The sequence below is a fragment of the Mesorhizobium sp. W016 genome (genome assembly GCF_054719485.1).
The window spans coordinates 3,024,561-3,039,438 of the sequence record NZ_JBTTIF010000002.1; the positions used below are offsets into that span (position 1 = coordinate 3,024,561).

Annotated in this window: 15 protein-coding genes; 11 read left to right on the forward strand and 4 right to left on the reverse strand. The window is 65.1% G+C overall.

The window, feature by feature from the left end; genetic code table 11:
• Window positions 1–12 precede the first annotated feature (12 nt).
• From ACYG9V_RS15115 to ACYG9V_RS15125, 3 genes are read left to right on the forward strand one after another with little or no spacing between them, the layout of a single operon-like run.
• On the forward strand, window positions 13–933 hold the full coding sequence (locus ACYG9V_RS15115; protein WP_023682952.1) for a carbohydrate ABC transporter permease: 921 nt from the start codon (window positions 13–15) through the stop codon (window positions 931–933).
• A complete protein-coding gene (locus ACYG9V_RS15120; protein WP_352764123.1) occupies window positions 933–1,790 on the forward strand; it encodes a carbohydrate ABC transporter permease in 858 nt (285 codons plus the stop codon). The genes ACYG9V_RS15115 and ACYG9V_RS15120 overlap by 1 nt, the downstream gene beginning before the upstream one ends.
• 37 nt (window positions 1,791–1,827) lie before the next feature.
• Window positions 1,828–3,795 carry a glycoside hydrolase family 127 protein gene (locus ACYG9V_RS15125; protein ID WP_352764124.1) on the forward strand — a complete coding sequence of 656 codons (1,968 nt, stop codon included), beginning with the start codon at window positions 1,828–1,830 and terminating at the stop codon, window positions 3,793–3,795.
• A gap of 1 nt (window position 3,796) precedes the next feature.
• Here ACYG9V_RS15125 and ACYG9V_RS15130 read toward each other — a convergent pair whose 3' ends face one another.
• The 3 genes from ACYG9V_RS15130 to efp all read right to left on the reverse strand — a co-directional run bounded on the left by ACYG9V_RS15130 (window position 3,797) and on the right by efp (window position 6,725).
• A complete protein-coding gene (locus ACYG9V_RS15130) occupies window positions 3,797–4,597 on the reverse strand; it encodes an endonuclease/exonuclease/phosphatase family protein (protein WP_352764127.1) in 801 nt (266 codons plus the stop codon).
• Between the two features lie 26 nt (window positions 4,598–4,623).
• Complete coding sequence (locus ACYG9V_RS15135; RefSeq protein WP_023705755.1) at window positions 4,624–6,084, reverse strand: phospholipase D-like domain-containing protein; 1,461 nt, start codon at window positions 6,082–6,084, stop codon at window positions 4,624–4,626.
• Between the two features lie 71 nt (window positions 6,085–6,155).
• A complete protein-coding gene (efp, locus tag ACYG9V_RS15140) occupies window positions 6,156–6,725 on the reverse strand; it encodes an elongation factor P (protein WP_023682947.1) in 570 nt (189 codons plus the stop codon).
• Window positions 6,726–6,854: 129 nt separating this feature from the next.
• Between efp and epmA the strand changes: the two genes are divergently transcribed.
• From epmA to lpxK, 7 genes are all read left to right on the forward strand, one after another.
• Window positions 6,855–7,901, forward strand: coding sequence for an EF-P lysine aminoacylase EpmA (gene epmA / locus ACYG9V_RS15145; protein WP_352764130.1), 1,047 nt, complete (start codon window positions 6,855–6,857; stop codon window positions 7,899–7,901).
• 199 nt (window positions 7,902–8,100) lie between these two features.
• Window positions 8,101–9,444, forward strand: a complete 1,344-nt coding sequence (locus ACYG9V_RS15150) for a TldD/PmbA family protein (protein WP_023816274.1) — start codon at window positions 8,101–8,103, stop codon at window positions 9,442–9,444.
• A complete protein-coding gene (locus ACYG9V_RS15155) occupies window positions 9,431–10,237 on the forward strand; it encodes a 3'(2'),5'-bisphosphate nucleotidase CysQ (protein ID WP_352652149.1) in 807 nt (268 codons plus the stop codon). The genes ACYG9V_RS15150 and ACYG9V_RS15155 overlap by 14 nt, the downstream gene beginning before the upstream one ends.
• 68 nt (window positions 10,238–10,305) lie before the next feature.
• Window positions 10,306–10,551: a DUF4170 domain-containing protein gene (locus ACYG9V_RS15160; RefSeq protein ID WP_023682943.1), complete on the forward strand. Its 246-nt coding sequence runs from the start codon at window positions 10,306–10,308 to the stop codon at window positions 10,549–10,551.
• Between the two features lie 5 nt (window positions 10,552–10,556).
• On the forward strand, window positions 10,557–11,345 hold the full coding sequence (locus ACYG9V_RS15165; protein WP_023682942.1) for a lysophospholipid acyltransferase family protein: 789 nt from the start codon (window positions 10,557–10,559) through the stop codon (window positions 11,343–11,345).
• Window positions 11,342–12,658 carry a lipid IV(A) 3-deoxy-D-manno-octulosonic acid transferase gene (gene waaA, locus ACYG9V_RS15170; RefSeq protein ID WP_023671577.1) on the forward strand — a complete coding sequence of 439 codons (1,317 nt, stop codon included), beginning with the start codon at window positions 11,342–11,344 and terminating at the stop codon, window positions 12,656–12,658. Before ACYG9V_RS15165 ends, waaA begins: the two co-directional genes overlap by 4 nt.
• Entirely contained in the window at window positions 12,659–13,687 is a 1,029-nt protein-coding gene (gene lpxK, locus ACYG9V_RS15175; protein ID WP_286487464.1) for a tetraacyldisaccharide 4'-kinase, read from the forward strand.
• A gap of 229 nt (window positions 13,688–13,916) precedes the next feature.
• Here lpxK and ACYG9V_RS15180 read toward each other — a convergent pair whose 3' ends face one another.
• Window positions 13,917–14,150 carry a DUF2093 domain-containing protein gene (locus tag ACYG9V_RS15180; RefSeq protein ID WP_023671580.1) on the reverse strand — a complete coding sequence of 78 codons (234 nt, stop codon included), beginning with the start codon at window positions 14,148–14,150 and terminating at the stop codon, window positions 13,917–13,919.
• A 113-nt stretch (window positions 14,151–14,263) separates the two neighbouring features.
• Between ACYG9V_RS15180 and ACYG9V_RS15185 the strand changes: the two genes are divergently transcribed.
• A complete protein-coding gene (locus ACYG9V_RS15185; RefSeq protein ID WP_460221967.1) occupies window positions 14,264–14,866 on the forward strand; it encodes a hypothetical protein in 603 nt (200 codons plus the stop codon).
• Window positions 14,867–14,878: the final 12 nt, after the last annotated feature.

Here is a 14,878-nt window from a genome sequence, read left to right on the forward strand (position 1 = left end):
GGGGGAGGGTAAATGACCATCACCACCACCACCCCGCCACGCGCCAGAAAACTGGTCGGCGCCGGCCGCCGGCAGTGGATCGGCCTGCTCTATGTCGCGCCGGCCGTGGCGCTGGTCGTCGTGTTCTTCATCATTCCGCTCGGCATGACCGCCTGGATGTCGCTGCACAACTGGCCGCTGATGGGCGAGCATTTTTACATCGGCTTCGACAATTACCGGGCGATCCTGCGCGACAACCGTTTTTGGAACGCGCTGAGCTTCACCGCCTACTACACCGTGATCGTCACCATCGTGATCTTCGCCGTCGCCTTTCCGCTGGCGCTGTTCATCGAAAAGCCCAGGCGGCTGACCGGCTTTTACCGGACATCCTTCTTCATGCCGGCGGTCGTCGGCTTCGCCTCGGCCAGCCTGCTCTGGTCGTGGCTGCTCAATGTCGATTCCGGCCTGTTCAGCCCGGCCGCCTACGATTTCGGCCTGACGGCGAAAAAGTTCAACCTTCTGGCGACTTTCCAGCCGGCCTTCTGGTCGATCATCGCCATGGTCGTCTGGAAGGTGGCGGGCTTCACCATGATCATCCTGATGACCGGCCTGCAGTCGATCCCGACCGACCTGCAGGAAGCCGCGATGATCGACGGGGCAGGGCCGTTCGCGCGCTTTCGCGCCATCACCCTGCCGCTGATGCGCCGCACGCTGGCGCTGGCGCTGATCCTGTCGATCGCCGGTTCGATCCTCGCCTTCGACCAGTTCTACATCATCCTGCGCGGCGGCCCGCGCAACCAGACGCTGACCGCCGTCTACTGGATCTTCAACCAGTCTTTCGTCTCGTTCAAGCTCGGCTATGGCGCAGCTTTGTCGATGATCCTGCTGGCCATACTGGTGGCGCTCAGCCTGGTTCAGCTGTGGCTGCTGCGCAAGCCGGAGGGCATCGACTGATGGCGCAGGCAAGAAGCCGCAGCAGCCGCCTCTGGCTCAGGATCGCCGAGCATTCGACCGGCATGATCGCGTCCGCGCTGTTCATCGCGCCGATCGTCTGGGCCGTGCTGTCGACCTTCAAGCCGGCGCAGGAGGCGCGCCAGCCGCCGCTGCCGCCATGGCCGACGACCGGCTTCTCGATCGAGAACTACCGCACGCTCGACACCTTTGGCGACGGCCTCTGGCTGCCGGCGCAAAACAGCCTCTATGTCGCCTCCATGACGGTGATCCTGTCGGTCGTCGTCAGCGTGCTGGCCGGCTATGGCTTTTCGCGCTTCCGCTTTCCGATGAAGGATGTGCTCTTCATCGTCATCCTGTCGACGATCATGATCCCCTTCCAGTCCATCCTGACGCCGATCTTCCTGGTGCTGACCAAGGTCGGCCTGCACAACACGCTGACCGGGCTGGTCCTGGTCTACACCACGCTGCAATTGCCGTTCTCGATCTTCATGATGCGCAACGCCTTCGACGCGGTGCCGCGCGAGATCGAGGAGGCCGCGCGCATGGACGGCGCCAACAACGTCACCATGCTGTTGAAGGTGATGCTGCCGCTGGTCTGGCCGGGCATCGTCACCATCGCACTGTTTGCCTTCCTCGGCGCCTGGAACGAGTTCCTCGCCGCCCTGGTGCTGATGACCGACCAGTCCAAATTCACGCTGCCGATCATGATGACCGCACTTCAGTCGGGCCGCTTCGGCGCCATCGACTGGGGCGCGGTGCAGGCGGGCGTCACCGTGATGATGGTGCCGTGCCTGGTGCTCTTCCTCTTGCTGCAGCGCTTCTACATCCGCGGCCTGATGGCCGGCGCGGTGAAATGACCCGCCGTGAATGACCAATATCCAACGGAGTGACACGATGACCGTTCAACCATCCGCCAAGCCCGGCAAACTCGCCTTCCGCCCACTGCCGGTGCCGCAGGTCGATGTCCGCGGCTTCTGGGGCGACCGTGTCGATGCCGTGGCGTCGCGCACCGCCGACATCCTCTACGAGCGCTGCGTCGAGGCGCGCATGCTGGAGCAGATCGACCCGGACCGGCCCTCGCCGGGCGTCGTCATTTCGTTCCATTCGCCGTCGCCCGACGAGGCGGCCAGCCCCGGCTTCACCGGCTCGACGGTGACGACGCAGATGTTCTGGGACTCCGATTGGGGCAAGACCATCGAGACCGCGGCCTATTCGCTCTACCGGCGCAAGAACGCGGCGCTCGAGAAGAAGATCGATGCCGTCATCGACCTCTACGGCAGACTGCAGCAGGAAGACGGTTATCTCTCCAGCTGGTACCAGCGTATCCAGCCCGGCAAGCGCTGGACCAATCTGCGCGATTGCCACGAGCTCTATTGCGCCGGCCATCTGATCGAAGGCGCGGTCGCCTACTACCAGGCCACCGGCAAGCGCAAGCTGCTGGATATCATGTGCCGCTACGTCGACCATATCGCCGACACCTTCGGCCCGGAGCCGGGCAAGAAGAAGGGCTATTGCGGCCATGAGGAGATCGAGCTGGCGCTGGTCAAGCTGGCGCGGGCTACCGGCGAGCAGAAATACATGGACCTGGCCAGGTATTTCATCGACCAGCGCGGGCAACAGCCGCATTATTTCGACGAGGAGGCGCGTGCGCGCGGCGCCGATCCGAAGGCCTATCATTTCAAGACTTATGAGTACAACCAGTCGCACAAGCCGGTGCGCGAGCAGGACAAGGTCGTCGGCCATGCGGTCAGGGCGATGTACCTCTATTCCGGCATGGCCGACATCGCCACCGAATATGGCGACGACACGCTCAGGGTAGCGCTCGACCGGCTGTGGAACGATCTCACCACCAAGAACCTCTATATCACCGGCGGCCTCGGGCCGTCGGCGCACAATGAGGGCTTTACCAGCGACTACGACCTGCCCAACGAAACCGCCTATGCCGAGACCTGTGCCTCGGTCGGCCTGGTGTTCTGGGCCAGCCGCATGCTCGGCATGGGTCCCAACGCCCGCTACGCCGACATGATGGAGCGGGCACTCTACAACGGCTCGATCTCCGGCCTGTCGCTCGACGGCTCGCTGTTCTTCTACGAGAACCCGTTGGAGAGCCGGGGCAGGCACAATCGCTGGAAATGGCATCGCTGCCCCTGTTGCCCGCCCAATATCGGCCGCATGGTCGCCTCCATCGGCAGCTATTTCTACAGCCTGTCGGACGACGCGCTGGCCGTTCATCTCTACGGCGACAGCACCGCGCGCTTCGACATATCGAACCGGGCGGTCAGTCTGATTCAGACCAGCAATTATCCCTGGGATGGCGCGGTCTCGATCCGGATCGAAGCCGACGCTCCGGCGGAATTCACCTTGCACCTGCGCGTCCCGTCCTGGTGCGGCAAGGCGGCGCTCAAGATCAACGGCGCCGCGGTCGATCTGGACGGCATCACCAGCGACGGCTATGCCGCGATCCGGCGCGAGTGGCGCCAGGGCGACCGGGTCGAACTCGATCTCGAAATGTCGATCGCCCGTCTGTTCGCCAATCCGGAGGTGCGTCAGGACATCGGCCGCGTCGCACTTGCGCGCGGTCCGCTGATCTATTGCGTCGAGGAGACCGACAATGCCGGCCAGTTGCATCGGATCGCTCTGCCGCGAACGGCAAAAATCGAGGCGCATGCCGAGCCGAACCTGCTCGGCGGCATCGTCACGCTTTCGGCACTTGCCAGCAAGGAAGCTCAGGAAAACTGGGAAACCGGGCTCTATCGCACCGATCCGCCGGCGGTGAGCGAAACGAAAATCACCGCCGTCCCGTACTTTGCCTGGGACAACCGTGAACCCGGTGAGATGCTGGTCTGGCTGCGGGACGGATGAGTTACAGGCTGACAAACGCCGTCAGCGGCAAATGATCCGACGCAACCCGCGACAGCGGCGTATCATGAGCTTCCACCGACGAGACCATGCCGTGCCGGTTGGCCATGATCCGGTCGAGCGCCAGTACCGGCAGGCCTGAGGGGAAAGTCGGCACCGCCGCCGGCGTGAAACCAAAGGTGGCGTGCAGCGTCTTGAGCGCCGAGCGGTTGCCCAGCCGCCATTCGTTGAGGTCGCCGAGCAGCAAGGTCGGCCTTTCATCCTGGTTGCTCATGATGTCGAGCACGACGCGGGCCTGCTCCGAGCGCGAGCGGCGCAACAGGCCGAGATGCGCGGCGATGACGCGCAGAGTGCGCGTTTCGTCGAGGTCGATCTCGGCAACCAGCGCGCCGCGGGGCTCCAGTCCCGGAAGCTTGATCTGATGGACGTCGCGCACCGTGCCGCGCTTGAACAAAAGCACGTTGCCACGCCAGCCATGGCCCTTGCCGCTTCCGGAAACCGGCACCGGCACCAGCCCGGTTTCGTGTTCGATCCGGGCAAGATCGAGCAGCCCGGCGCGGTCGCCGAATCGGTTGTCGGCTTCCTGCAGCGCGATGACGTCGGGGCCGATCTCGCGGATGACGCGGGCGGTCCGTTCGGGGTCGAACCTGCGGTCGGTGCCGATGCATTTGTGGACGTTGTAGGAGGCGACCACCATCTGGGTCCCTTCAATGTGCTTGCGCGGCGTCGCGTTCGCCTTGCGCGCTTTCCTGCCGCGGATCGACAGGAGCACGGTTTCAGGAAGGCTGCGTCCGTTTATATCCATAGGCCTGCGTTCAATCTGTCCTGATTCTAAAGATAGGGCGATCCCAGCCATAACAACCGGTCAAAAACCCGGATGACAAATGGCCGCGCTCTTAGGGTTGCGAGTGTGACGGGTTTGGCGGAAGCGATTGCCGCTCCGATGCGCCCCTCGATCTCGGCGGCAAAGCCGGTATCCAGCACCTCCAGGTCGATTTCGAAATTCAGCCGCAGCGACCGGGCGTCGAGGTTGGAGGAGCCGACATAGGCCCACACGCCATCGACCGACAACAGCTTCGAATGGTCGAACGACCCTTCATGGCGCCAGACGCGGCAATAGTGCTTCAGCACCTGGTCGTATTGCGCCGTCATGGCGCGGCCGACCAGGAAGAGATTGTTGACCGCGGGCACGACGATGTCGATCTCGACGCCGCGCCGGGCAGCCGTGACCAGCGCGCTGACAAATTCCCGGTCCGGCAGGAAATAGGGCGACATGATGCGGATCGATTTGCGGGCGACGGAAAATGCGCCCATCAGCAGCTTGTGGTTGGTTTCGATGCTGGCATCCGGCCCCGACGCCACCGCCCGCACCAGGATCGGCTGACCGGGAGGCGGCGAGGGCTTTGCCACGTGCCAGACCTCGTCCTTGAGCGCCTCGTTGCCGGCAAAACGCCAGTCCTCGGCGGCAACCGCGAACAGGTCGGCCACGACCGGCCCCGTGACCTGGAAATGCGTATCCGCCGAGCTGGCAGTGCCAGCGAATTCAGCCGAGAACCCCTTGCGGATGTTCATGCCTCCGGTGAATGCCACCGCGCCGTCGACGATCAGGATTTTCCTGTGCGTCCTCAAATTCGCATAGGGAAGTCTCAGGCCCATGACGATGTTGCCGTTGAACAGATCGACGGTGACGCCGGCTTCCCGGAGTGTCCCAAGAATGCTGGGCACGGAATAGCGCACGCCCACCGCATCGATCAGCACGCGAACCGTCACACCGCGCCGGACCGCTCCGGCCAGCGATCCGACAAAACGTCGTCCGATCTCGTCATTGTCGAAGATGTAGGTCTCGAGCAGAATGCTGCGCTGTGCACTGTCTATCGCCCGGCACATTGCTGCGTAAGCTTCGTCGCCGGTCCTGAGGATCGTGATCGCGTTTGCCGACGTCAGTGCGCGCCGCGCCACCCTGTCGCCTAGCGTCTTCAGGCCGGCAAAGCGCTGGCCGAATTCGGCTGAAATGAGTGCTTCGAGCGCAATGTCGTGGTCGTGTTTGGCTGTCTCGGCTTCACCGGCGACGGGCCGCATGGCGCTGATCGTGGCGCGGCGGATGCGGTTGATGCCGGCAATGGCATAGATGATCGCGCCAAGGAACGGCGACAAGATCATCACGCCGACCCAGCCGGTGGCGGCGCGCACGTCTTCCTTGGTCATGATTGCGTGGACGATGCCGATGGCGGCCATCAGCATCGGAATGATCACAAGGATCAGAGGCCAGTAGGTCACAAAGGTCTGCCACATCGGCAGGACTATCGAGCCAGCGGCCGCAGAAGGCAATGCAACGGATCAACCAGGACGGAAGCGCTCGCGCGTCAGTCCTTCGCCCGCTCCACATAAGCACCGTCAGCCGTCATCACCACCACGCGGGTGCCCGGCGCGATGTGCGGCGGCACCAGCGTGCGCACGCCGTTGGAAAGCACGGCCGGCTTGTATGACGAGGACGCCGTCTGGCCTTTGGTCGTCGGCTCCGTCTCGACCACTTCGAAAGTAGCGCGCTGCGGCAGCACCAGGGCTATGGCGATGCCGTTGAACTGCGAGATCTGCACCGCCATGCCTTCGAGCAGGTAGGGCGCCATGTCGCCGACCACGCTTTCCGGCACCGCGACCTGGTCGTAGCTTTCCGGGTTCATGAAGTGATACCCCTCGGCGTCGGCGTAGAGGAAGGTGTGCTCGCGCTCCTCGACATAGGCGCGCTCGACCTGCTCGGTGGTGCGGTAGCGCTCCGAAACCTTCACCCCGTCGGAGATGCGGCGCATGTCGAGCTGGGTGACCGGCGTACCCTTGCCAGGGTGGATGTTTTCGGCAAAGAGGATCACGTAAAGCTTGCCGTCCTTGTCGACGACATTGCCTTTACGGAGCGAACTGGCGATGACCTTCACCACGGTTTTCAATCCTAGACTTCGTTGGCCTGAAACGATCGTTCGGCGCAAATCGGCTGCGAGAGCCGTCGCCGTAGCGCATCTTGGCCCGAACCGCCAGCCCTGTCAGCAATTCCGTTGCCCGGCAAACCCATGACTGGCGCTTCGCCCTGGTGGACGCCGGATGTTCACGCCGACCGCCGGCCGCGGCTGATGGCCCGCAACGCCATAGCTGCCGCAATGCGCGGCTGGTTTGGCGAGCGCGACTTCATCGAGGTCGAGACGGCGGCATTGCAGATTTCGCCCGGCAACGAGGCGCATCTCTCAGCCTTCGCCACCGAGGCGATCGGCGCCGACGGCGCGCGCCGGCCGCTTTATCTCCACACCTCGCCGGAGTTCGCCTGCAAGAAGCTGCTTGCCGCCGGCGAGCGGCGGATCTTCAGCCTGGGCGCCGTCTGGCGCAACCGCGAGCGCGGCCCCTTGCACCATCCCGAATTCACCATGCTGGAATGGTATCGGGTCGGCGAAACCTATGACAGCCTGATGGCCGATTGCGCCGAACTGCTGAAGCTGACAGCCGAGCGGGCCGGCGCCAAAACCTTCCGCTTTCGCGGCCGCGAGGCCGATCCGTTCGCCGAACCGGAACGCGTGAGCGTGGCGGAAGCTTTTGCGCGTTACGCCGGCATCGATCTTCTTGCCACCGTTTCTGCCGATGGCGGCACAGACCGCGCCGCACTCCATGATGCTCTGGTCAAGGTCGGCCTGCGCACGGCCGACGATGACAACTGGGCCGATTTGTTCAGCCGGGTAATGGTCGAGAAGGTCGAACCGGTGCTGGGGCAGGGGCGGGCCACCATCTTGTACGGCTATCCGATCTCGGAAGCGGCGCTCGCCCGGCCGAGCGCGGAGGACCAGCGCGTGGCCGAGCGCTTCGAGCTCTATTGCTGCGGCGTCGAGCTCGCCAATGCTTTTGGCGAACTGACCGATCCGGTCGAGCAGCGCCGGCGCTTTGCCGCCGAGATGGACGAGAAGGAGCGCGTTTATGGCGAGCGCTATCCGCTGGATGAGGATTTTCTCGCCGCCCTCGCCATCATGCCGCAAGCCAGCGGCTCGGCGCTTGGCTTCGACCGGCTGGTGATGCTGGCAACGGGCGCGACGAGGATCGATGACGTGATCTGGACGCCAGTCGCCACTCCTTGACGGAAATCGGCCTTGGTTAAACTCACAAACCGGTCAAGCCGCGCGTCTGTGGCGGCCGCCGCGGATGGGCTTTGCGGGCCGCTTGGGCGCTATGCCGCAGCGGGACAATTGCCCGTGCGCCATTGCACAAGCCGCATTGGGACAATAGATGGTGCAACAGCCGCTACCGCCCGGCGCGGCTTCAGCCAGGACCATGCGCATGACCGATACACCAGAGGCAGCGAAATTGACCGACCGCGTCGCGGCACTGGTCGAGGCTGCCAAGCGGGCCGGCGCCGACGCCGCCGACGCGGTTGCCGTGCGCGGCCGCTCGATCGGCGTGTCGGTGCGGCTGGGAAAGGTCGAGAACACCGAAGCGTCCGAGGGCGACGATGTCTCGCTGCGCGTCTTCGTCGGCAACCGGGTGGCGAGCGTCTCGGCGACGGCGGCATCGGACCCCAAGGCGCTGGCTGAGCGCGCCGTGGCCATGGCCAAAGTCTCGCCCGAGGACCCCTATCAGGGTCTCGCCGATCCGGCTTTGCTGGTCGGCAAGGTGCGCGACCTCGATCTGTTCGACGCCACCGAGGTTTCGGCCGATCAGTTGAAGGAAGCGGCCCTTGCCGCCGAGGAAGCGGCCCTTGCAGTCAAGGGCGTCACCAATTCGGCCGGCAGCGGCGCCAGCGCCGGTCTTGGCGGGCTGGTGCTGGCCACGTCGAACGGCTTCGTCGGCCACTATGTCGCATCGCGCTTTTCGCGTTCGGCCAGCGTTATTGCGGGCGAAGGCACCGGCATGGAGCGCGACTACGAATACTCCTCGAACCAGCATTTTTCCGATCTCGACGCGCCGGAGCTGATCGGCCGCAAGGCCGGCGAGCGCGCCGTGCGCCGCCTCGGCGCCCGCAAGGCGGCGACCGGTCCGGTCAACGTTGTGTTCGATCCGCGCGTCGCGCGCGGCATTGCCGGCCATCTCGCCGGCGCCATCAACGGCGCTTCGGTGGCGCGCAAGACCAGTTTCTTGCGCGAGATGATGGGCAAGCAGGTTGCGTCGGCTGCCATCACCGTCACCGACGAGCCGCTACGGCGTCGCGGCCAGGCCTCGCGCCCGTTCGACGGCGAAGGCGTCGAGGGCGAAAAGCTGTTGATGGTCGAGAACGGCGTGCTGAAGCACTGGTTCCTGTCGACGTCCGCCGCGCGGGAATTGGGGCTGACCACCAACGGACGCGGCGCGCGCAGCGGCTCGTCGGTATCGCCGTCTTCGACCAATCTCGCCATCGAGCCGGGCGACAGGACGCCGGAAGACCTGATCAGGTCGCTGAAATCCGGCTTTTATGTCACCGAAGTGTTCGGCCAGGGCGTCGACATGGTGACCGGCGAATACAGCCGTGGCGCATCCGGCTTCTGGATCGACAATGGTGAGCTTGCCTATCCGGTGGCCGAGGTGACCATCGCCTCCAATTTGAAGACGATGTTCCTCAACATGGTGCCGGCGAGCGATCTTGACCGCGATTTCGGCACCGCCGCACCGACGCTGCTGATCGAAGGAATGACCCTTGCCGGAGCGTGACCCGGTCATATCGGCCGGGGCCTCGGACGACCTCGATCTGCTGCGCGACGCCGCCCGCGAGGCGGGCGCGATCGCCATGCGCTATTTCGGCAAGAACCCGCAAGTGTGGATGAAGGGCGGCACCTCGCCGGTCAGCGAAGCCGACCACGCGGCGGACGCCTATTTGCGCGAGACCCTGCTTGCGGCGCGGCCGGACTATGGCTGGCTATCAGAGGAAACGACTGACGATCCGGCGCGGCTTCTGGCGCGGCGCACCTTTGTCGTCGACCCCATAGACGGCACCCGCGGCTTCCTCGAAGGTCTGCGCTCCTGGTGCGTCAGCGTCGCCGTGGTCGAGAACGGCCGCACGCTCACCGGTGTGCTCGAATGTCCGGCCAAGGGCGAAACCTATTGGGCGTTGCCTGGCCATGGAGCTTTCTGCAACGGCAAGCCGATTGCCGTGCGCCAGTTGGGCGAGACGGTCGAGATCGGCGGGCTGAAGCAGTTGATCGACCTGATGCCGCCGCAATGGCAGGGCCGGGTGCGGCGGGCGGCGCACATTCCCTCGCTCGCCTACCGGCTGGCGATGGTCGCCAACGGCACGCTCGACGCCACCTTCGTCAAGCCCAACGCGCATGACTGGGATATCGCCGCCGCCGATCTCATCTTGCGCGAGGCTGGCGGCGCCGTGCTCGACGGCCATGGCCGCGCGCCGCTTTATGCCGGGGAGATCATCCGTCACGGCGCGCTGGTCGCCGGCAGCGGGCAGTTGCTGACCGTGCTTGCCGGCGTCATTGCCGATACGGAAGCGTGATCGAAGGTTCCAAAGTCGGCAGCTTTGGGCTAGACCTGTCGCAAACTCACAATATGTGAAGGACCGAAATGGCCGCGGAAGACGGAAAGAAACAGCTTTTGCACCTGGTGTTCGGCGGCGAGCTGAAGAAGCTGGGAGGCACCGAGTTCCGCGATCTCGACGCGCTCGACATCGTTGGCGTTTATCCGGACTATCAAACCGCGCACACCGCGTGGAAGGCAAAGGCGCAAGCCAGCGTGGACAATGCCCATATGCGCTATTTCGTCGTCCATCTGCACCGGCTGCTCGACCCTGAAAGCAAGGCCGCCGGTTGACAGCGATGGAGCATGAAGCGGTGAAAGGGCAGCCCACCGGCGCCGCGGTCCGAAGAAGACGCGGCGGCAGTTCGAAGACATTCTGGCGCAAGATCCGCGAGCCGTTGGCGCAGTCGCGAATCGTCAAGAGCATGATCGTCAGCCTGCTCGCCCAGTTCGTCCGCCTGGTGCGCCTGACCAACCGCGTGGTCGAAGGCTCGGCTAAATTTTCAGGCGGCGACTACGCCGAATTCGAACCCGGCATCATCGCGCTCTGGCATGGCCAGCATCTGCTGACCCCAGCCTATTATCCCAAGGGACGGCCGCTGGTCGCCATGGTCTCGCGCAGCGCCGACGCCGAACTCAACGCGCTGATGATCGAAAAATTCGGCATCGAGGCGGTGCGCGGCTCCGGCGGGCGTGAAAGCACGAAGCATCTCGACAAGGGCGGCGCCAAGGCGCTCATCGCCCTGAAAAAGTCACTCGTGGCCGGCAAGAACGTCGCCATGATCGCCGACATTCCCCACGGCACGCCGCGCGACGCGGGGCTTGGTATCGTTCTGCTGGCACGCCTTTCCGGCCGGCCGATCATGCCTGCCGCCATCGCCACCAGCCGCCGCAAGGTGCTGGAAAGGAGCTGGGACAAGACCACCATCAACCTGCCGTTCGGCCGCTCCTCGATCGTCATCGGAACGCCGGTTTTCGTGCCGGCCAATGCCGACGAGGCCGAAATGGAGCGCAAGCGCCAGGAAGTCACGGCCGCGCTCAATGCCGCAACCGCCGAGGCCTATCGGCTCGTGGACGGCAGGCCATGAGCGTCGGCTGGGCGCGCGCCTTCCTGGCGGCCTACCGCCTTGCCGGTGCAGCCGCCTATCCGCTGATGGGTCCCTATGTCGCCTGGCGCACATCGCAGGGCAAGGAAGACCGCAGCCGCAGCCGTGAGCGCTACGGCGTTGCCGGGCGGCCGCGCCCCGAAGGGCCGGTGATCTGGATCCATGCGGCAAGCGTCGGCGAGACCCTTGCGGTCGTGCCGCTGGTGCAAAGCATCCTCGACTACGGTGTCAACATCGTGCTGACGACGGGAACAGTGACCTCGGCGCAGGTTGCCGACGAACGGCTGGGCGACCGCATCATCCACCAATATGTTCCGCTCGACCTGAAGCCGGCCGTCAGCCGCTTTCTCGATCACTGGCGGCCGGACCTGGCTATCATCGCCGAATCCGAGATATGGCCGATGACCATCCTCGAGCTCGGCGCCCGACACGTGCCGCAGGTGCTGGTCAACGGCCGGCTGTCCGACCGTTCGTTCAAATCCTGGAAGAAGCGCGCCAACATCGCCGAGGCGCTGTTCGAGAACCTCGCACACGTCGTTGCCCAGTCGGATGTCGACGGCGAACGGTTTCGCGCGCTTGGCGCCCGGCCGGTCACCGTGTCCGGCAACCTCAAGGTCGACACCTTGCCGCCCCCCGTCGACGAACGGGCGCTGGCGACGCTGAAGCGCCAGATCGCCGGCCGCCCGACCTGGGCGGCAATTTCGACCCATGACGGCGAGGAGGTGGTCGCGGCGGAAGTCCACGCCACGCTCTACAAGCGCCACCATGGCCTGCTGACGATCATCGTCCCGCGCCATCCCGACCGCGCCGAAGCCCTTGCGGCGCAGATTTCCGGCATGGGGCTGAAGCTGGCGCGGCGCAGCAAGGGCGACAGGATCACCGCCGACACCGATATCCTGCTCGGCGATACGATCGGCGAGATGGGGCTTTATCTCCGGCTGACGGAAATCGCCTTTGTCGGCCGCTCGCTGACCTCGGAAGGCGGCCAGAACCCGCTGGAGCCGGCCATGCTCGACACCGCCGTGCTTGCCGGCCGCAACGTCCAGAATTTCCGCGAAGCCTATCAGCGTCTGCTCGACAGTGGCGGCGCCAAGCTGGTGCGCGACCGCGACATGCTGGCCGGCGCCGTCAATTTCCTGTTGAGCAATGAAGTCGCGCGCCATGAGATGATGGCGGCCGGTGCCGCCACCGTCGACCAGATGCGCGGTGCGCTGGCGCACACGCTGAAATCGCTTGAGCCTTATATCCAGCCATTGATCGTCAAGTCGCGCCTGAAGGGCGCCGACGGGCGATAGGTGGCGTCCGAAGCACCACCTTTCTGGTGGGAAGCGCCGGACTGGCGGGTCTTTGCGCTGTCGCCGCTATCAGCGATTTATGGCATGGTCGCCGGCCGCCGTATGCACCGGGCGGTACGTGAAAAGATCGACGCACCAGTGCTTTGCGTCGGCAACTTCACCGTCGGCGGCAGCGGCAAGACGCCGGTCGCCATCGCGCTGGCCAAGCAGGCCAGGCGCATGCAGCTCAATCCCGGATTCCTGTCGCGCGGCCATGGCGGCTCGTTTGCGCAGCCGCATGTTGTCGATGCCAGTCACGACGCCGCCAAGCATGTCGGCGACGAGCCGCTGCTTCTGGCCGAGCATGCGCCGGTTGCGGTAAGCCCGAACCGCGCCGCCGGCGCCAAGCTGCTCATGGAAGCCCATGGCTGCGATTTCCTGATCATGGATGACGGTTTTCAGAGCGCGCGCATCCATATTGATTATGCGCTGGTCGTCGTCGACGCCCGCTACGGCATCGGCAATGGCCGCGTCATTCCGGGTGGGCCGCTGCGCGCCAACGTCGTCGACCAACTGGTGTTCACCGATGGGCTGTTGAAGATGGGCGAGGGCACCGCCGCCGACCAGGTCGTGCGCCAGGCGGCGCGCGCCGGCCGGCCGATCTTCGAGGCGCATGCTGAACCGGGCGGCAAGGAGCGGTTCGCCGGCCGGCGGTTCCTCGCCTTTGCCGGCATCGGCCATCCCGAAAAATTCTTCGAGACGCTGCGCGGCACCGGTGCGGAAGTGGCGCTGACCCGGTCGTTTCCGGACCATCACTTCTATGCCCCTGATGAGCTCGCGGAACTGGCGGCAACCGCGCGCCGCGATGGACTGGGCCTCGTCACCACCGCCAAGGACGCCGCCCGGCTGCGCCATGGCGCTGCCCCGGCCGATTTCCTCGCTGAACTCGCCGTGCTGGAGATCGACGCCACGTTCGAACTCGACACTGTGCCGGAGCGCATCATCGACGAGACGCTGGATGCCTGGAGACAGCGCAAGCTGCGAGGGTAGGGCGTGCAGCGTCACGCGGAGATGCTGGCGGACAGCACCCCCCTCTGGCCTGCCGGCCATCTCCCCCGCAAGGAGGGAGATCAGCAGCTTTGCCAATGGCGCTCATTCTGCAACGCTGGTGATTTGGCGAAAGCAAAGATGATCATCCAATCTCCCCCGTTGCGGGGGAGATGTCCGGCAGGACAGAGGGGGGTGTGAAGGAACGCGACCAACGGCTCTGTGCGCGCCTTTAACCCCGGCTGCGCAGGTCCGGATGCGTTTCGATCTCGCGGCGCAGCGAGGCGGCGGCGCTGACATAGGGCTCCTGCCTGGCGACGCTCCAATATTTGAGCTCGTCCAGCGGAATGCTCTCACCGGTCACAGCGCAGCGCACGAATGCGCCGGGGCTGGTGACTTGGAAGTCGCCGTCGAGATAGCGGATCCGGGCTTCCTTGCCGCCAGGGCCTTCGAAGCGGTTCATCATGGGGTGGTGCCAGAGTTCATGCTGATTTCATCGCCATAAATTGCCGGCAAGGTCAAGCTTGACGCAATGCTGAGGCGCTATTGTCGGCTCCAAACCATTCTTATGGGACCGGCATGGACATTTCATCCGCCCGCCTGACTGCGCTGCTGCGCGAGGCCATGATATTGGCAGCGGTGCCGTCGGCGAAGGCCGATCCGGCGAAAGCAGCACTTATAAAGGCGCTGGTGCAGCCGACGCCATCCGGTGCGCCTTTGCAGCCGGCAGCGGCGCCGGCGCTGCAGGCGCTGTTGTCCGCAGCCGTCGCAAAGGGGCAGCAGACGGGTTCAGCCGAGATCCTGCAGGCCTATCTGGCCCTTGCCGAACCGGGTGACGCGGCGCCCGACGATTTCGGGCCGACAACGGCTGCGACAGGCAAGGCGACGCCAGCCAACGACGATGCACAGCGCGGTCTGCCGGTGCCGCCGGCCAGGGCCGATGATGGCGCTGCCGCAAAGCCGGCAGGACTGCCCTGGTTTGCGCTTCTCGCACCGGGGGTTTCGCCGCCGCGCCGCGCCTCCGCCACCGGCGCGGCGGCGAAGCGGGGGCAGGCGATGTCTGGGTCGAATGACACGGTCCAGCCCGAAGGCCGGCAGCAGATGCGTGTCGGCCTGATGGCGCTGGCTGCCGGGTTTCTGGCCGTTGCCATTGTCGGGCTCGCCTTGCTGGTGCTTGGCTGAGCACCGAACAAT